The organism is Sandarakinorhabdus sp. (assembly GCF_040398665.1).
GTDB lineage: Bacteria > Pseudomonadota > Alphaproteobacteria > Sphingomonadales > Sphingomonadaceae > Sandarakinorhabdus.
Genome location: NZ_JBBATQ010000016.1, coordinates 1 through 16,644, shown reverse-complemented (window position 1 = coordinate 16,644; position 16,644 = coordinate 1). Strand labels below are relative to the sequence as shown.

16 protein-coding genes are annotated in these 16,644 nt (G+C 64.8%); 12 read left to right on the top strand and 4 right to left on the bottom strand.

Annotated features, from left to right (window positions below; translation table 11 throughout):
* Window positions 1–105: 105 nt before the first annotated feature.
* Entirely contained in the window at window positions 106–294 is a 189-nt protein-coding gene (locus ABWP22_RS15400) for a PEPxxWA-CTERM sorting domain-containing protein (protein ID WP_353200875.1), read from the bottom strand.
* Between the two features lie 283 nt (window positions 295–577).
* On the opposite strand from ABWP22_RS15400, the gene fsa reads away from it, so the two are divergent.
* A complete protein-coding gene (gene fsa, locus ABWP22_RS15395) occupies window positions 578–1,231 on the top strand; it encodes a fructose-6-phosphate aldolase (RefSeq protein ID WP_353200874.1) in 654 nt (217 codons plus the stop codon).
* Between the two features lie 10 nt (window positions 1,232–1,241).
* Window positions 1,242–2,165 carry a tyrosine recombinase XerC gene (locus ABWP22_RS15390; protein WP_353200873.1) on the top strand — a complete coding sequence of 308 codons (924 nt, stop codon included), beginning with the start codon at window positions 1,242–1,244 and terminating at the stop codon, window positions 2,163–2,165.
* Here ABWP22_RS15390 and ABWP22_RS15385 read toward each other — a convergent pair.
* Window positions 2,162–3,544 carry a M20/M25/M40 family metallo-hydrolase gene (locus ABWP22_RS15385; RefSeq protein ID WP_353200872.1) on the bottom strand — a complete coding sequence of 461 codons (1,383 nt, stop codon included), beginning with the start codon at window positions 3,542–3,544 and terminating at the stop codon, window positions 2,162–2,164. The genes ABWP22_RS15390 and ABWP22_RS15385 overlap by 4 nt on opposite strands.
* Window positions 3,545–3,649: 105 nt before the next feature.
* Between ABWP22_RS15385 and ABWP22_RS15380 the strand changes: the two genes are divergently transcribed.
* Genes ABWP22_RS15380 through ABWP22_RS15370 form a run of 3 tightly spaced genes read left to right on the top strand, consistent with a single transcriptional unit; the run spans window position 3,650 to window position 5,631 of the window.
* Window positions 3,650–4,906, top strand: coding sequence for a dicarboxylate/amino acid:cation symporter (locus tag ABWP22_RS15380; protein WP_353200871.1), 1,257 nt, complete (start codon window positions 3,650–3,652; stop codon window positions 4,904–4,906).
* A gap of 33 nt (window positions 4,907–4,939) precedes the next feature.
* Window positions 4,940–5,224 carry a type II toxin-antitoxin system Phd/YefM family antitoxin gene (locus ABWP22_RS15375; protein ID WP_353200870.1) on the top strand — a complete coding sequence of 95 codons (285 nt, stop codon included), beginning with the start codon at window positions 4,940–4,942 and terminating at the stop codon, window positions 5,222–5,224.
* Window positions 5,221–5,631, top strand: coding sequence for a type II toxin-antitoxin system VapC family toxin (locus ABWP22_RS15370; RefSeq protein ID WP_353200869.1), 411 nt, complete (start codon window positions 5,221–5,223; stop codon window positions 5,629–5,631). The genes ABWP22_RS15375 and ABWP22_RS15370 overlap by 4 nt, the downstream gene beginning before the upstream one ends.
* Here ABWP22_RS15370 and ABWP22_RS15365 read toward each other — a convergent pair.
* Window positions 5,612–6,049 carry a DUF805 domain-containing protein gene (locus ABWP22_RS15365; RefSeq protein WP_353200868.1) on the bottom strand — a complete coding sequence of 146 codons (438 nt, stop codon included), beginning with the start codon at window positions 6,047–6,049 and terminating at the stop codon, window positions 5,612–5,614. The two genes, ABWP22_RS15370 and ABWP22_RS15365, sit on opposite strands and share 20 nt — an antisense overlap.
* 84 nt (window positions 6,050–6,133) lie before the next feature.
* On the bottom strand, window positions 6,134–7,642 hold the full coding sequence (locus tag ABWP22_RS15360) for a YifB family Mg chelatase-like AAA ATPase (protein ID WP_353200902.1): 1,509 nt from the start codon (window positions 7,640–7,642) through the stop codon (window positions 6,134–6,136).
* Window positions 7,643–7,763: 121 nt separating this feature from the next.
* Between ABWP22_RS15360 and ABWP22_RS15355 the strand changes: the two genes are divergently transcribed.
* The 7 genes from ABWP22_RS15355 to ABWP22_RS15325 form a co-directional block, all read left to right on the top strand.
* Complete coding sequence (locus ABWP22_RS15355; RefSeq protein WP_353200867.1) at window positions 7,764–8,138, top strand: hypothetical protein; 375 nt, start codon at window positions 7,764–7,766, stop codon at window positions 8,136–8,138.
* Window positions 8,139–8,180: 42 nt separating this feature from the next.
* On the top strand, window positions 8,181–10,901 hold the full coding sequence (gene secA, locus ABWP22_RS15350) for a preprotein translocase subunit SecA (protein WP_353200866.1): 2,721 nt from the start codon (window positions 8,181–8,183) through the stop codon (window positions 10,899–10,901).
* Window positions 10,902–10,974: 73 nt separating this feature from the next.
* Window positions 10,975–11,880 (top strand): cyclic nucleotide-binding domain-containing protein, encoded by a 906-nt coding sequence (locus ABWP22_RS15345; protein ID WP_353200865.1) that lies wholly within the window; start codon window positions 10,975–10,977, stop codon window positions 11,878–11,880.
* Window positions 11,880–12,785: a class II glutamine amidotransferase gene (locus ABWP22_RS15340; RefSeq protein WP_353200864.1), complete on the top strand. Its 906-nt coding sequence runs from the start codon at window positions 11,880–11,882 to the stop codon at window positions 12,783–12,785. Before ABWP22_RS15345 ends, ABWP22_RS15340 begins: the two co-directional genes overlap by 1 nt.
* Window positions 12,786–12,890: 105 nt before the next feature.
* Window positions 12,891–13,700, top strand: coding sequence for a TauD/TfdA dioxygenase family protein (locus ABWP22_RS15335; RefSeq protein ID WP_353200863.1), 810 nt, complete (start codon window positions 12,891–12,893; stop codon window positions 13,698–13,700).
* A 4-nt stretch (window positions 13,701–13,704) separates the two neighbouring features.
* The gene (locus ABWP22_RS15330; RefSeq protein WP_353200862.1) at window positions 13,705–15,666 is read left to right on the top strand and encodes an NAD(P)-binding protein; all 1,962 of its coding nucleotides are present in this window, start codon (window positions 13,705–13,707) and stop codon (window positions 15,664–15,666) included.
* A gap of 86 nt (window positions 15,667–15,752) precedes the next feature.
* Window positions 15,753–16,644 (top strand): DEAD/DEAH box helicase family protein (locus ABWP22_RS15325; protein WP_353200861.1); only part of this gene is annotated, 892 nt, incomplete at its 3' end.

The window sequence follows — 16,644 nt, the reverse complement described above, 5'->3', positions numbered from 1 at the left end:
GAAGCGAGACGGAGGGGTGGTCGAGCGCAGCCCCCCATGACGAAAGGCCCCGCCGGCGGGTTGCCGGCGGGGCCTTTCGTTCGTGTACCGCAGGGGCGGCCTGGGTCAGGCGGCGGTGGTGCGCTTGTGGCGGCTGGCAAAGCCGACCATGCCGAAGCCGGCGAGCAGGATCGCCCAGCTTGCCGGATCGGGCATGGCGCCGCTGGTCACACTGCCGGCGATCGTGACGGCGGCGCTGGCCGGTGTGATCGCGACGGTGGCGAGCGTGAGGGCCGTGACGAGTTTGGCGAACATTCATATTTTCCTTAAGGAAATGGTTAATAAAGTGTTTGCAAACCTCGTGCCAGTAACGTTAACAGAAAAATATTGTTGTTTATCATATAATTAATCATGCGCCCGCATGCGCCATCATCCGCAAGTGTAAAGCCAGCCGACACTTTTGCCCCTGTTCGCCGCCCTGTCGCCGCTGGCGGCGGTGCGGCGGCCTGCCCCCGCCCCGCCCTGTCGACAGTAGGCGGGCGGCCATGGCTGGGCTATGCGAGGCCGTGATTCGATCCCTTGAAAAGGCCATGCCGCGATGAAATTCTTTGCCGATACCGCCGATGTTGCCGAAATCGCCGATCTGGCCGCCACCGGCCTGATGGACGGTGTCACCACCAATCCCAGCCTGATCGCCAAATCCGGGCGCAATTTCCTGGAAGTGGTGCGGGAAATCTGCGGTCTGGTCGATGGCCCGGTGTCGGCCGAAGTCGTCGCCCCCGATCATGCCACGATGATGCGCGAAGCCGCCGTGCTGCGTGCGCTGGCGCCCAATATCTGCATCAAGCTGCCGCTCACGCTCGATGGCCTGAAGACCTGCAAGGCGCTGACCGCCGAGGGCGTGCAGACCAATGTCACCCTGTGCTTCTCGGCCAATCAGGCGCTGCTGGCGGCCAAGGCCGGCGCGACCTATGTGTCGCCGTTCGTTGGCCGGCTCGATGATATCGGCCATGATGGCATGGAACTGATCCAGGATATCCGCACCATCTATGACAATTATGATTTCGCCACGCAGATCCTGGTCGCCAGCGTGCGCAGCCCCGTGCATGTGCTGGCCGCGGCGCGCATCGGTGCCGATGTCGCCACCATGCCGCCGGCGGTGATCAGGCAGTTGGCCGCGCACGCCCTGACCGACAAGGGGCTGGCGGCGTTCGAGGCCGATTGGGCCAAGACCGGGCAGTCCATCCTCTGAGCCCAACAGCGTGACTCCGGCCGGCGAGCCCGTTGCCAGCCTGATCGCCCGCTATCTGGCGGTGTGCGGTGATCAGCGCCGCATGTCGCCGCACACACTGCGGGCCTATGGCCTCACCCTGGATCGCTTCGCGGATTTCCTGATCCTGCATCTGGGCGGTGCCGTGGTTGGCGGGCAACTGGCCGCGCTGACGGCGGCGGATTTGCGCGGCTTTCTGGCGCGGCGGCGCGGTGAAGGCCTGGCCGCCGCATCCTTGGCGCGCGATGTGTCGGCGTTGCGCGGCTTTCTGGGCTGGTTGCGGCGCAGCGAAGGCCTGGCCTGCGATGCCATGGCCGCGCTGAAATCCCCCAAACAGCCGCGCCGGCTGCCGCGCGCCGTTGCGCCGGCGGATGTGCGCGAACTGGTTGATGTGGTTGGCGATGCGGCTGCGGTGCCGTGGGTGGCGGCGCGCGACACCGCGGTGTTGCTGCTGCTTTATGGCGCGGGCTTGCGCATTGGCGAGGCGATGGCGCTCACCGGCGCGGCGCTGCCGCTGGGCGACCGGCTGATGGTGACCGGCAAGCGCAACAAGACACGCGTTGTGCCGCTGCTGCCGCGGGTAGCGGAGGCGATATCGGCCTATGTTGCGGCCTGCCCGTTTGCGCCTGGGCCGGCGCAGCCGCTGTTCCGGGGCCTGCGTGGCGGCGCGCTTGATGCCGGCACGGTGCGCCGCGCGGTGCAGGCGGCACGCGCTGTGCTCGGGCTGCCGGCCAGCGCATCACCGCATGCCCTGCGCCACAGTTTCGCAACGCATCTGTTGGCGCGCGGGGCGGATCTGCGGCAGTTGCAGGAGCTGCTCGGCCACGCCAGCCTGTCCTCGACGCAGATTTATACGCAGGTTGATGCGGCGCAGCTGCTGGATGCCTGGGCGTCGGCACACCCGCGCGCCGGTTAGCCCGTCATCCGCTTCAGGATGATGTCCCAATGCTGCAACGCCGGTGCGATCGCGCTGGCGGGCACGCGTTCGTTGAGGCCGTGGGCAAATACATCCTCGCTGCGCATGAACAGGCCGGAGACGCCATAGGACGGGATGCCGAGTGCGCGCCAGAACACGCTGTCGGTGGCGCCGGCGTCCATGCCCGGCGTGGCGTTCAGGCCCGGCGCCCGCGCCGACACCGCGGCCTGCACGGCCGCCGTCACGTCGGCGCGCAGCGGCGAGGGCGGGGTGACCGGCCAATCGATTCCGGTGGCAAAGCTGATGCCGGGATCATCGGCGATGCGCGCCAGATCGGCCTGTACCGCGGCGATGCCGGTGCCGGGGAAGATGCGGCAATTGACCGTTAGCACCACCTTTTGCGGCAGCGCGTTGGGCGCGTGGCCGCCGGTGATCATGGTGGGCACGCAGGTGGTGGCGATCTGGCCGATGGTGCCGGGATTGGCGCGCAAGGTGGCGATGGCAGCCGCATCGGTGGGATCGGCGGCAATGCGCTGCATCGCCTGGCCCAGCGCATCGCTGCGCTGGCGCCCGGCTTCGGCCAGCGCGGCGCGGGTGATGTCGTTCACCTGCGCCGGCCATTGGTGCGCGGCAATCCGCGCCGCCACCAGCCCGGCGCGGGCAATGGCGTTGCTGGCGCCCGGCGCACTGCTGTGGCCGCCGGGATCGGTGAGGGTCAGGGTGAAATCGGCATAGGATTTCTCGGCGGCCTGCAATTTGTAGAAATAGGGTTTGCCGCCCGCATCCAGCCCGCCGCCGCCGCCATCGCTGTTCAGCATCAATTCGATGCCGAGCGCGGCGGCCTGTTTGGCCTGCGCGGCGCTGGTGATGCCATCGGTTTCCTCATCGCCGGACAGGAAGAGGTGGATGTCGCGCTTCGGCTTGAAGCCGGCGGCCTTCAGCTTGGCCAGGGCGGCGAACAGCGTGGCGATGTCGAACTTGTTGTCGTGCACGCCGCGCCCGAAGATGAAACCACCGTCCTCCACCGCCACGAACGGGTCGCGGGTCCAGTCCTTGGGGTCGGCCTCCACCACATCGAGGTGCCCGGTCAATGCAATCGGCTTGGCGGAGGGCTTGGCGCTGCGCCACACCATGTGGAACGTGGCGGTGCCGGCGGTTTCCTCGATCGCGAAATCGGCCGCCGCAAAGCCGGCCTGCACCAGCCAGTCGCGATAGAAGCGCGCCAGTTTCGCGGTTTCGCCGCGGCCCTTCACCGATGCGATGCCGACACTGTCCATCAGCAGGCGCTTGGCAGCCGTTTCGGCGGCCGAAACCGTGTTGGGGGCGGCGAGGCTGGGGCTGGCAATCAGCGCGGCGATCAGGGCGATGGCATGTTTCATGCCGCAACATTGCCGCCGCCTTTACCCATCGGCAAGCGAAACACTTTGCAAAACACTTGGCGAAACACTTGACGGCATCGCGGCGCTGCCCGAACCATGGCGGCCATGAACCCGCCCAACAAGCTGACCCGCTATATCCTCATCGGTCTGTTCGCCGGGCTGGCGACGGGCTGGGTGATCAACGCCAATTTCCCGGCGGATCAGGCCAAACAGGCGGCCTATTATCTGTCGGGCATCACGGTGGTGTTCCTGCAACTGATCAAGATGATCATCGCGCCGCTGGTGCTGGCCACGTTGACCGTGGGCATCGCGCACATGGGATCGGGCGGCGCGGTGGGCCGCACCTTCGTGCGCACCCTGGCCTGGTTCATCGCCGCCAGCGTCTTCAGCCTCAGCCTGGGCATATTGATGGTCAATCTGCTGGCGCCCGGTGTGGGCGTTGGCCTGGTGCTGCCAGCGGCCAATGCCGATACCGGCGTTGCGGCCAAGGCCTTCGATTTCATCGATTTCCTCAAGCATATCTTCCCCAAGTCCATCTTCGAGGCGATGGCCACCAACGAAGTGCTGCAAATCGTGGTGTTCAGCCTGTTTGCCGGCGTCGCGCTGATCCAGTTGGGGCCGGAACGCGCCGGGCCGATCAACCGCGGGCTGGATGCGTTGATGCACATGATGCTGGTGGTCACCGGCTATGTGATGAAAATGGCGCCGTTCGCGGTGTTCGCCGCCATCGCCGGCTCCATCGCGGTGGAGGGCCTGGGCATCCTCATCACCTTCGGCAAGTTCGTTGGCGGATTTTATCTGGGCCTTGCCGTGCTGTGGGTGTTTCTGCTGGGCGCCGGTGCGCTGGTGCTGGGCAGCGGCGAGGTCAAGCGGCTGATCCCGGCCATCCGCGAGCCGTTCCTGATCACCTTCGCCACCGCCTCATCGGAGGCCGCCTACCCGAAATTGCTCGATGCATTGGAACGCTTCGGCGTGCCGACGCGCATTGCCTCGTTCGTGCTGCCGCTGGGCTACAGCTTCAATCTCGATGGATCGATGATGTACTGCGCCTTTGCCAGCATCTTCATTGCGCAGGCGTACGGGATCGATCTGACGATCTGGCAGGAACTGGGAATGCTCGGCCTGTTGATGATCACCAGCAAAGGCATCGCCGGCGTGCCGCGCGCCTCACTGGTGGTGATCGCGGCCACGCTGCCCTATTTCAACATCCCCGAAGCCGGGCTGCTGCTGATCCTGGCGGTGGACCATTTCCTCGACATGGGCCGCAGCGCGACCAACGTGATCGGCAATGCGGTGGCGACAGCGGTGATCGCGAAATGGGATGCGGGGGAGGGGCCGGTGGACGCAGCGGTTAAAATCTGACCATATGATGGTCAGATTTGCGGGAGTCGAGCAATGGGCGAATGGCCGGTGCATGATGCGAAGGCGCGGTTCAGTGCGCTGATCGAGCGCGCCACCAGCGATGGCCCGCAGCGCGTGACGCGCCACGGCAAGCCGGTGGCCGTGGTTATGGCCGAGGATGAATATCGGCGCCTGCTGGCGGGCGAGACTGGCCCGCGACCCAAGCGGACGCTGGGGCAGTTTCTGCTGACGGCGCCACAGACCGATATCGATTTGGATGAATTGTTCGTTCGCGACGGGCCGGAGTTGCGGGATGTGAACTTCGCCGACTTCCAATGACCCCCTATCTGTTTGACACGATGGTCGCTTCGGTGGGTTTCAACCCGCGGCGGCATCCCGGCGTGGCGGCCTGGCTGGCCAGTGGCGACGTCATCGGCTGGTTCAGCACGATCACCCTGGGCGAAATCCGGCGAGGCATTGTCTTATCGGAGCGGCGACAGCCCGCACTGGCCGGGCGCCTGGAAGCCTGGTTCGACGCCTTGCTGGCCGAACAGGCCGAGCAATTCCTGCCGGTCACCACTGAGGTGGCCGAGCAATGGGGAAGGCTTTCTGTGCAGCTTGGCCGCAAGGACGCTGATTTGCTGATTGCCGCGACTGCACAGGTACATGGTCTGGTGGTCGCTACCCGTAACATCGAGCATTTCGCGCCGACGGGTGTAGCACTGTTCAACCCATGGGATGATTGAACCGGCGATCAGGCGAAATCTTGCGCCACTTCCGGCGGGGCATGGAATTTATGAGTTCACGGCCTAAATTGGGCTCCCCGCCACCGCCAAAGGCAATACCGCCGGCCACAACCATAACCAACATGAGCAACACAAGATTGTAAGCGCCCAGCATCAGCAGCCACCAGCCGCTGCGGTCGATCTCATGAAAGCGCCGCACGGCGACAGCAAGCGACGGCACCAGCATGGCGAGGTTATAGACAAGGACCAGCAATGACATTCTGCTGTCCACCATCACCCTGCTCACAACGGCGAGCATGATGCCGGCCGGGGTGGCGAACAGGATGAACCACCAATATTCCGCGCGCGGCGCGCGGCCGCTGAACATGGCGTAGTGCCTCAGCGGCGTGACCATCCATTGCAGGGCAGTCTTGTTCATCATGGCTCACAAACCCAGAAATTTGCTCAAAATTGTGGATTCGTCATGGCGCCACAAGGCCAATTCGCCTCGCCTCGCCCGTGTTCAGTTCACCGGTGGCCGCCTGCGGTAGCTCAACGCCTCGGCAATATGCGCCCGCGACACGTGGTCCGCACCCGCCAGATCGGCGATGGTGCGCGCCACGCGCAGGACGCGGGCGTAGCCGCGCGCCGACAGGCGCAAGCTGTCGGCGGCCTGGGTGAGCAGGCGGGCGCCGTCGGGGTCGGGGGCGGCGTGGCGGTTCAGCAGTTCGCCGTCGACTTCGGCATTGGTGCGCGTGGCGGTGTCGGCGTAGCGGGCGGTCTGGCGGGCGCGGGCGGCGGCAACGCGGGTGGCGACGATGGCGCTGTTCTCGGCCGGCGGCGGCAGGGAGAGATCGGCGGCGGAGAGGGCCGGCACATCGACATGCAGGTCGATGCGATCGAGCAGCGGGCCTGACAGCTTGCTCTGGTAATCGGCGGCGCAGCGCGGGGCGCGGGCGCAGGCCTGGGCGGGATCACTCAGATACCCGCAGCGGCAGGGGTTCATCGCGGCGATCAACTGCACCCGCGCCGGATAGGTGACATGCGCGGCGGCGCGCGCCACCTGCACCTGCCCGGTTTCCAGCGGCTGACGCAAGCTGTCGAGCACGCCGCGCTGATATTCAGGCAGTTCGTCGAGGAACAGCACGCCGAGATGCGCCAGCGACACTTCGCCGGGCTTCGCCCTGGTGCCACCACCAACCAGCGCCGCCATCGATGCGCTGTGATGCGGGGAACGGAACGGCCGGCTGCGTTTCAATTTGCCGCCCTCAAGCTCGCCGGCGATCGAGGCGACCATCGACACCTCCAGCGCCTCGGCCGGGGTCAGATCGGGCAATATGCCGGCCAGCGCCGCAGCGAGCAAAGATTTGCCGGAACCGGGTGGCCCGGACATCAGCAGATTATGGCCGCCGGCTGCGGCAATCTCCACGGCGCGCTTCGGCGTTTCCTGGCCCTTGATGCCGGCCATGTCGGGGCCTTTGCGCGAAATTTCTGCTTCGGCGCGCAACGGCGCGGGCAGGATGATCGTTCCTTTCAGATGATTGATCAGCGACAGAAGATCGGGGGCGGCGAGCACGTTCACCTCGCCGGCCCAGGCGGCTTCGGGCCCCTGCGCCGCCGGGCAGATCAGGCCCTGTTCCTGGGCGCCGGCATGCAGCGCGGCGAGCAGCACGCCGGGCACGGGGAGGATGGCGCCATCGAGGCCGAGTTCGCCTACCGCGACAAATTCATCGAGCGCATCCTGCGGCACCACGCCCAGCGCCGCCAGCAGGCCAAGCGCGATCGGCAGATCGTAATGCGATCCTTCCTTGGGCAGATCGGCGGGCGACAGATTGACGATGATGCGGCGCGGCGGGAGCGACAGGCCGATGGCGTGCAGCGCGGCGGCGACGCGCTCGCGGCTTTCCTTCACGGCCTTGTCGGGCAGGCCCACGGTGACAAAGGCGACCTGGCCGGACGAGATCTGCACCTGCACATCGACACTGCGGGCTTCCAACCCCAGGAACGCCACCGTGCCGACATGGGCCACCATCATCTGCCTCCTGTGCAAATGGGAAAAATCCGTGACCCTTCTGCAACGCTTAGAAAAGTTCGCGCAGGCACGCAATTGCCGCCTTATCATTGCCACAGCGCGGCCGTAGCGCGGGGGTGTAATGAGTCGTTCTAGTTTCTTCGATACTTTGGTGCGCTCCGAACCGTTTCGGGTGTTTCAGATCCTGCTCGGGCTGCTGTTGCTGCCGGTGGCGGGGCTGGTCGGCGTGGTATCGCCGGCGCCGATCGGGGTGTTCGTGCTGGGCGCCGGGTTGGCGCTGGTGCTGAAGAATTCGCGCTGGGCGCGGCGGCGGTATCTGTTCCACACGCGACGTCACCCGCGGGTGCGCAAGGCGGTGGATCTGGGCCTGATGCGTGGGCGCGCGCGCAAGCGGCGCCAGAGTGCCGCTGCAGCGGCCGCGACGGCCGCCGCAGCAGCCGGTTCATTGACGAAGCGGGCCAGTGACCCTACATCGCCTGCCGTGCCCCAGGCGTGAAGGGCAAGCCCTTGTCGCGCCCATGAACAGGTCAGGATTTCCATGCTCGCTTTGGGCAGTATCGCCAAAACCATCTTCGGTTCCAGCAACGACCGCTATCTGAAATCGCTGCGGCCGCTGGTGAAGCGCATCAATGATCTGGAGGCCCGGATCAGCGCGCTGTCCGACACCGAATTGCAGGCGCAGACGCCGAAGCTGAAGGCCGAACTGGCCGCCGGCAAGTCGCTGGACGATATCCTGCCGGAAGCCTTCGCCACCGTGCGCGAAGCGTCGAAGCGGGTGCTGGGCATGCGCCATTTCGATGTTCAGTTGATCGGCGGTACGGTTCTGCATCGAGGTGAGATCGCCGAAATGCGCACCGGCGAAGGCAAGACCCTGGTGGCGACGCTGGCCGTGTATCTCAATGCCCTTTCGGAAAAGGGCGTGCACGTCATCACGGTCAATGATTATCTCGCCAGCCGCGATGCGCAGTGGATGGGCCAGATCTATCGCTTCATGGGCCTGAGCGTTGGCGTGATCGTGCCCAATCTGGATGATCAGACGCGCCGGGCGGCCTATGCCTGCGATATCACCTATGGCACCAACAACGAATTCGGTTTCGATTATCTGCGCGACAACATGAAATACACGCGCGAGCAGATGGTGCAGCGGCCGTTCAATTTCGCCGTGGTCGATGAAGTTGACAGCGTGCTGATCGACGAAGCGCGCACCCCGCTGATCATTTCCGGCCCCACCGACGACAAATCGGCGCTCTACACGGCGGTCAACGCCGTGGTGAAGGAACTGGTGCGTGAGGATGTCGAGGTTGATGAGAAGCAGAAATCGGTGATCCTGACCGAGGCCGGCACCGAGAAGGTGGAGCGGATGCTCAGCGCCGCCGGGCTGCTGGAAGGCGAAAATCTCTATGATTTCGAAAACACCCAGGTGGTGCACCATCTGAACCAGGCGCTGCGCGCCATCGTCATCTTCCGGCGCGACACCGATTATATCGTGCGCGACAACAAGGTGGTGATCATCGATGAATTCACCGGGCGCATGATGGATGGGCGCCGCTGGTCCGAAGGGCTTCACCAGGCGGTGGAGGCCAAGGAAGGCGTGCAGATCATGCCGGAAAACCAGACTCTGGCCAGCATCACCTTCCAGAATTATTTCCGCATGTATCCCAAATTGGGCGGCATGACCGGCACGGCCGCCACCGAAGCGGCGGAATTTTTCGACATCTACAAATTGAACGTCGTGGAAATCCCCACCAACGTCGGCGTGCTGCGCACGGATGTCGACGACGAATTCTACAAGAATGCCGAAGACAAGTACAAGGCGATCGTCAAATCGGTGCGCGAGGCGCAAGGCCGCGGCCAGCCGGTGCTGGTCGGCACCGTCTCCATCGAAAAGAGCGAATTGCTGTCGGAATTCCTCAAGAAGGAAGGTGTCGAGCATGTCGTGCTGAACGCCCGTTACCACGAGCAGGAAGCCGCCATTGTCGAACAGGCCGGGCGCATCGGCGCGGTGACCATCGCCACCAACATGGCCGGTCGCGGCACCGACATCAAACTGGGCGGCAATGAAGAAGCCCGCATCGCCCGCGAGCTGGGTGACTTGGCCGAAGGGCCGGAGCGGGACGCCGCCGAAGCGCGCATCAAGACGGAAGTGGCCGAAGAGCGGTTGAAGGTGCTGGCCGCCGGCGGGCTGTTCGTGCTGGGCACCGAACGTCACGAAAGCCGCCGTATCGACAACCAGTTGCGCGGCCGTTCAGGCCGGCAGGGCGATCCCGGCCTGTCGCGTTTCTATCTCAGCCTCGACGATGATCTGCTGCGCATTTTCGGGCAGCAGAGCATGCTCTCCCGCCTGATGAACTCCGGCCTGCAGGAAGGCGAAGCAATCATCCATCCGTGGATTTCCAAGGCGATCGAAACCGCCCAGAAAAAGGTGGAAGCGCGCAACTACGACACCCGCAAGCAGCTTCTGCAATATGACGACGTGATGAACGACCAGCGCAAGGTCATCTATGAACAGCGCGCCGACATCATGGATTCGGAAACCGTGGGCGATGTGGTGGTCGACATGCGCCACGAAACGGTGAATGCCATTGTGGCGAGCCGTTGCCCGCTGGGTTCCTACCCCGAACAATGGGATGTGGCCGGGCTGCAAGAGGATGTCAGCGGCACGCTGGGGCTGTCGGCGGATGTCGCGGCCTGGGCGAAGGAAGAGGGCATTGATCCCGAAATCGTGGTCGATCGCCTGATCGAACAGAGCGACGCGGCTGTGGCCGCCAAGGAAGCCGATCTGCCCGCCGAGACCTGGGTGAGCATCGAAAAGAGCTTCCTGCTGCAAGCGCTCGACCATCATTGGAAAGAACATCTGGCGACGCTGGATTCGCTGCGTTCGGTCATCCACCTGCGCGCCTATGCGCAGAAGACGCCGATCAACGAGTATAAGCGCGAAGCCTTTGCGCTGTTCGAACGCATGCTCAGCCTGGTCCGCCAGGATGTGACGCGCATGCTGGCCAATGCGCAATTCTCGGTGCAGGCGGATGAACCGGCGGATGAATTGCCATCGTTCGTCTCCACCGCTGGTGCCGCGCCAGCCTTCGACGCCTTTGGCTCGGCGCTGCCGGCCGGCATGCTCGCCGCCGCGCAGAGCGCCACCGAACTGCTCGATGTCGATCCGGACGATCTGGAAGAATGGCACCGCTCGGTCAGCCGCAACGCCGAATGCCCGTGCGGCAGTGGCAAGAAGTTCAAGCACTGCCACGGGGCAATCTGAGGGACAGACCCCTCTGGCCATTGTGCCCAATTGCAGCCTATCATCGCGCTGACTTTCGGGGGGAGGGCAGGCCATGGGGCTGCAAGCCGGGGAGGCTCTGGCGCAGTTGGACGGGCTGTCGGCCCAGGCATGTGCTGCACTGGCACAGCTGGCGGTGCCGTTCACCGTGGCGTCCGGAGCGGCGATCTTTCGCCAGCATGATCCATCCGATGGCCTGTATCTGATCGAAAACGGTGCCGTGGTGGTGACCGGGCGCACGCCGGGCGACGGCCATGTCGAACTGGCGCGGCTCGGGCCGGGCGCGATGCTGGGCGAATTCTGCCTGCTTGATGGTGGGCGGCGATCGGCCGATGCCTTGGCGGGTGGCGAATGTTCGGGCTGGCGGCTGGATCTGGCGCGCTTTGCCGGTTTGCAGGACGCGGGTGACCCTGCGGCGCTGGCACTGGCGGCGGCCTTGCGGGCGCAGGTGGCGGCGCGCAGCCATGATCTGGTGTCGGCGCTGGCCGCCACCGCCCCTGAACCCGCCGAAGCCTTGGGCCTTGGCATGGTCGTTTCGGCCGATCATCTGACGGCACGGTTGCAGACCTTTCCCGGCTTTGACCAGTTCAGCCCCGCCGATTGGGCTGCGCTGGCCGCCGCTGGCCACGGCCATGTGGCCCCGCGCGGGCGGCGTCTGGATCGCGGCGCACCCACATTGTGGATCGTGCTGCGCGGCGCGGTGATGTGGCAAACGACAGACGCCCTGCAACTGCTTGTGCACGGCCCCGGCGCGCTGGCCGGCAGCGCGGCGTTCGTGGCGCAGACGCCATGGCCGGCGCGGCTGCTGGTGCGCGAGGATGTCGAACTATTCGCTGTGCCGGCCCTGCCCGATGGCGCCACCGGCCAGAAACTGGCGCGGATGCTGGGCAGCGCGCTGGTGCGCGATCAGCGCCGGCTGACGCGGGTGCGCGCGCGGCTGTCTGCGATGGCGTTCGCCTGATGTGCCGGATGCTGGGCTATATCGGCGCGCCGGTGCTGCTGGAACATCTGGTGGTGCGCCCCGACAATGCGCTGCTCAACCAGACCACGGATGCGCAATTGCTGGCCATGCTCAACCTGGCCGGCTTTGGGCTGGCGGCGTGGAACGATGATCTCCACGATGCGCACCTGCCGCTGACCTTCCATTCCACCAATGTCGCGGTGTTCGATGCCAATCTGCGCGCGCTGGCTGCCCGGCTGAAGGTGCGCAGCCTGGTCGCGCATCTGCGCGGCGTGCCGCTGGATGGCAGCGCCACCATCAACCAGCAGAGCCTGCACCCCTTCCAGTTGCCCGGCAGCCCGCTGGTGCTCGCGCACAACGGCGATCTGGCCGAATTCGGCCGCATGCGCACTGCGCTGTGGCCGCACATCAAGCCCGACATTGCCAAGGCGATGACCGCGCTGACCGACAGTGGCTTCCTGCACGCGCTTGTGCTGTCCAACGTCGACGATCCCGCCGGGCCATTCACGGCAGACAGCATTTTCCGCGCCATCACGGCGGCGTTCACCACCATCCGCCGGGTACGCGCCGATCACGGCATCACCCGCTCCTCCTCGGTCAATCTGGTGGTTTCCGATGGGCGCGCGCTGGTCGCCACCCGCTTCACCTTCGATTTCGGCCGCTTCGAAAAGCCGCCGTTCCAGGGCGGCATCGAATTCCTCAGCCAGTGGTTCACCATCGGCGAGCGTTATGGCTTTGCCGACGGCGAATGGAAAATGACCGGTGGGCACGGCGCCGGCACGCTGGTGGCCTCCGAGCCCTTGACGCGCGATGTCTCGACCTGGGTGGAAGTGCCCGAATATGGCGCGCTGCTGGTGGACGGCGGCGATGCGCCAAGCCGGCGGATCGTGATGATCGATTGCTGAAGGGGTCTTGCCGTCGGCCGGCCTGCGTCTGATACTCCTGCAATCACCGGGGGAGATTGTGCGATGGCGACGATGGCAACCAGGAGCAGGATTGATATACGGCCGTTGACGCCAGCCATTGGGGCCGAGCTCCACGGCATCGATCTGGGCGCGCCCGATATCGCCGATCATGTCCCGGCGATCCGGGCGGCGCTGTTGGCGCACAAGGTGATCTTCTTTCGCGAGTCGCACATCACGGCGGAACAGCATATCGAATTTGCCCGCCACTTCGGTGATCTCGAAATCCACCCTGCCACGCCGAAGGACCAGGCCAATCAGGAGATTTTGCGCATCGCGCACGGGCCGGACAGCCGGGGCACGGAAAACGCCTGGCACAGCGATGTGACCTGGCGGGAACGGCCGTCGCTGGGCTCGATCCTGCGCGCCATCGAAGTGCCGGCGGTGGGCGGCGACACGCTGTTTGTCGATATGCACCTGGCCTTCCAGACGCTGAGCGCCGAAATGCAGCGCTTTGTGCGCGGGCTGAATGCCGTGCACGATATCGCCCGGGTGTTTGCCGGCCGGCTGGGCAAGACCGCCGATGATCTGCGCGCCAAATATCCGCCGCAAACCCATCCGGTGGTGCGCACCCATCCCGAAACCGGCGCGCCCACGCTGTTTGTCAACACCGCCTTCACCAGCCATATCGAAGGCCTGAGCGCGGCCGAAAGCGCGACACTGCTGGCGCATCTTTATGCCACCGCGTCCAATCCCGAAATCCAGTGCCGATTCCGCTGGCAGCCGGGCAGCATCGCCTTCTGGGACAATCGCGCCAGCCAGCATTTTGCCGCCAGCGACTATTTCCCGGCGCGGCGCGTGATGGAACGGGTGACCATCGCCGGCTGCAAGCCGTTCCACGATGCGACGCGGGGGTGACGCCATGTTGAATGATCGCGAACTCGGCATGGACCGGCCGATCACCCGCCGCGATTTCGTCGGCGGGGTGGCGGTGGCGATCGGCGCCGTTGGGGCCGGCGCCCCTGCCATGGCGGCTGGTTCAGGGCTTGTCCCACAGGACGAAACCTACCCGCCGTCGCGCACCGGCCTGCGCGGCAGCCATGAAGGCGCGTTCGAGGCCGCCCACGCCCTGCGCGACGGCACGCTCACGCTCGGCGATGCAGAAGATAGCGGCGAGGCCTTTGATCTGGTGATCGTCGGCGGCGGCCTCTCCGGCCTGGCGGCGGCGCATTATTATCGCAAGGCGGTAGGGGCTGGGCCACGCATCCTGATCCTCGACAATCACGATGATTTCGGCGGCCATGCCAAGCGCAACGAATATCTGGTCGATGGCAAATTGGTTGTCATCAACGGCGGCACGCTGAATATCGAGTCGCCGGAGCGGTACAACCAGTGGGCGAAGGGCCTGCTCGATGATCTGGGCGTCGATCTGGCGCGTTACACGGCCAATCAGGACAAGGGGGAGCTTTACGCCTCGCTCGGCCTGAAACGCGGCTGGTTCTTTGAAAAGGAGCGGTTCGGCACCGATCGGCTGGCGGTGGCGCCGGCGGGGCAGGGCGGCCGCGCGTTCAGTGCGGAATTTCTCGCCACGACGCCGCTGTCGGCCAAGGCGCGCGCCGATCTGTTGCGGTTGGTGGCACCCGATCAACCGGATTATCTCGCCGGGATGAGCGTGACGGCCAAGAAGGACTGGCTCGCCCGCCACAGCTTCGCGGATTATTATCTGGGCAAGGTCGGCATCGATCCCCAGGCCATGCATTTCTTCCTGGGCATGGGCCGCGCCAGTTTCTGTGTCGGCGCCGATGCCACGCCGGCGCTGTTCGCCTGGGTGCAGAATTATCCCGGCTTTTCCGGCCTGGGCCTGGGCGCGGTGCCCGATGGCCTGTTTGCCGATCTGCCCGGTGGCCATCATGGCCGGCAGCGCGAGGGCAGGGGCAGCATCCATTTCCCCGATGGCAATGCCACGCTGGCGCGGCTGCTGGTGGCATCGCTGGTGCCGGCGGCGACAAGTGCGCGCAGCCAGGAGGATATGGCGACGGCGCGCATCGATTATGGCGCGCTCGACCGGGCCGACAATGCGGTGCGCATCCGGCTGAACAGCCTGGTGCTGAATGTCGCGCACGATGGCGATGCGCGCACGGCAGACAGCGCGCTGGTCCGCTACATGCAGGGCGGGCGGCTGCGGCAGGTGCGGGGCAAGGCCGTGATCCTGGCCTGCTGGAACGAGGTGATCCCGCACATCATGCCGGAACTGCCGGCGGCGCAGAAAGAGGCGCTGCGCTATGGCACCAAGGGGCCGCTGGTCTACACCAATGTCGTGCTGCGCAACTGGCGGGCGTTCCAGCGGCTGGGCGTGCACCACATCAATTGCCCGACGATGTTCCACGATGCGGTATCGCTCACCGAAGCGGCGAGCCTGGGCGGCCTCGCCCATGCCCAGGGCCCGGACGAACCGATTGCGCTGCACCTGACGCAATTCCCCGCCAGCCCCGGCCTGCCGCGCCGCGATCAGCACAAGATCGGCCGCGCCAATCTGCTGGCCACCAGCTTCGAAACCTTCGAGCGCGAAACCCGCCGCCAGTTGCAGCGCTTGCTGGGGCCGGGCGGCTTCGATGCCGCGCGCGACATCGCCGCCATCACCGTCAACCGCTGGCCGCACGGCTACAGCTACACCTACAACAGCCTCACCGATCCGGTGGAATGGGTCTATGCCCAAAGTCCCAACCGGCCCTGCGTCATCGGCCGGCAACCCTATGGCCTGATCGCCATCGCGAATTCCGACGCCGCGGCGAGCCCGCACACGGATGCGGCGTTTCTTGAGGCGCATCGTGCGGTGAGTGAGGTTGTGGAGCGCCAGACATTTCCGTTTGTGCCGCGGGGGTGATGGGGGTCGATTGTTTAAGGGGAGTTGTTTGATTGAATAAAGTAAATTGTTCCCATAATTCGGATAGAAATTTTTAGGATAGACTGATGCCGTCGCAGTTAGATACTTCGAGATCCATAATCGCGCGCGGTGTATTCGACGGCCTTCAAAATTTTGCTCATCTTGAAGACCGGATTTCGGCGCTAGGAATAGAAAATACGAAAATTTCAGGTGACGCCTTCGAGATTTTCATCGAAGCTTATATTGCCACGCAGCAGAAATTGCAATCCGAACGCAATTGGATTGTCGGTAGAGTGCCGCCCGATGTCCGGACCCAGCTAAATCTCTCCGGTCACGGCACGCTGGGGATTGATGGCGTCTTCCAAAGCAGGACTGGCGATCTTGTTCCCTATCAGGTCAAGTTTCGGTCCGGACGCCCCGTCCTGAGTTATAATGAGGTTGCTTCATTCCTGGGGATTACCGAGCGCGCGCGAGATCGCATCATCTTCACCAACTCCAACGAATTGGCGCTGGACGCTAAGAACCGAGACGGAATACGAACCGTTCGGGGTATGGATTTCGACGACCTTACCCAAGACGACTTCGCGGCCATAGAGGCTTGGCTCAAAGAGAAGCCGGCCCCTGTAAAACAGCTATCGCCGCGTCCGTACCAGCAAGAGGCCATCGACGGCATCTACAACACGCTGTCTGAGCATGATCGGGCAACGGCGGTGCTGGCCTGCGGTACCGGTAAAACGCTGATTGCGTTGTGGGCCGCCGAGAAGATGCGGCCCAAATCAGTATTGGTACTTCTGCCGTCGCTCACCCTTGTGCAGCAAACGCTGGGCGAGTGGAGCCGGCATAACAGCTGGGGTGATGACTTCACCTTCATTTGCGTCTGCTCAGATCGGACCGTGACCAGGAACGACGACATCGAGCTTAACCCTACATTTCCCAGATGGCCCCCAAGAGAAGGCCGATTGAGGGCAAGATTGCCGT

Coding starts and splice junctions, on each gene's coding strand:
- ABWP22_RS15380 (WP_353200871.1), top strand. CDS start 3,650: ATGAACCCGCCCAACAAGCTGACCCGCTATATCCTCATCGGTCTGTTC.
- ABWP22_RS15330 (WP_353200862.1), top strand. CDS start 13,705: ATGTTGAATGATCGCGAACTCGGCATGGACCGGCCGATCACCCGCCGC.
- ABWP22_RS15370 (WP_353200869.1), top strand. CDS start 5,221: ATGACCCCCTATCTGTTTGACACGATGGTCGCTTCGGTGGGTTTCAAC.
- ABWP22_RS15400 (WP_353200875.1), bottom strand. CDS start 294: ATGTTCGCCAAACTCGTCACGGCCCTCACGCTCGCCACCGTCGCGATC.
- ABWP22_RS15345 (WP_353200865.1), top strand. CDS start 10,975: ATGGGGCTGCAAGCCGGGGAGGCTCTGGCGCAGTTGGACGGGCTGTCG.
- fsa (WP_353200874.1), top strand. CDS start 578: ATGAAATTCTTTGCCGATACCGCCGATGTTGCCGAAATCGCCGATCTG.
- ABWP22_RS15375 (WP_353200870.1), top strand. CDS start 4,940: ATGGGCGAATGGCCGGTGCATGATGCGAAGGCGCGGTTCAGTGCGCTG.
- secA (WP_353200866.1), top strand. CDS start 8,181: ATGCTCGCTTTGGGCAGTATCGCCAAAACCATCTTCGGTTCCAGCAAC.
- ABWP22_RS15340 (WP_353200864.1), top strand. CDS start 11,880: ATGTGCCGGATGCTGGGCTATATCGGCGCGCCGGTGCTGCTGGAACAT.
- ABWP22_RS15385 (WP_353200872.1), bottom strand. CDS start 3,544: ATGAAACATGCCATCGCCCTGATCGCCGCGCTGATTGCCAGCCCCAGC.
- ABWP22_RS15360 (WP_353200902.1), bottom strand. CDS start 7,642: ATGGTGGCCCATGTCGGCACGGTGGCGTTCCTGGGGTTGGAAGCCCGC.
- ABWP22_RS15355 (WP_353200867.1), top strand. CDS start 7,764: ATGAGTCGTTCTAGTTTCTTCGATACTTTGGTGCGCTCCGAACCGTTT.
- ABWP22_RS15365 (WP_353200868.1), bottom strand. CDS start 6,049: ATGAACAAGACTGCCCTGCAATGGATGGTCACGCCGCTGAGGCACTAC.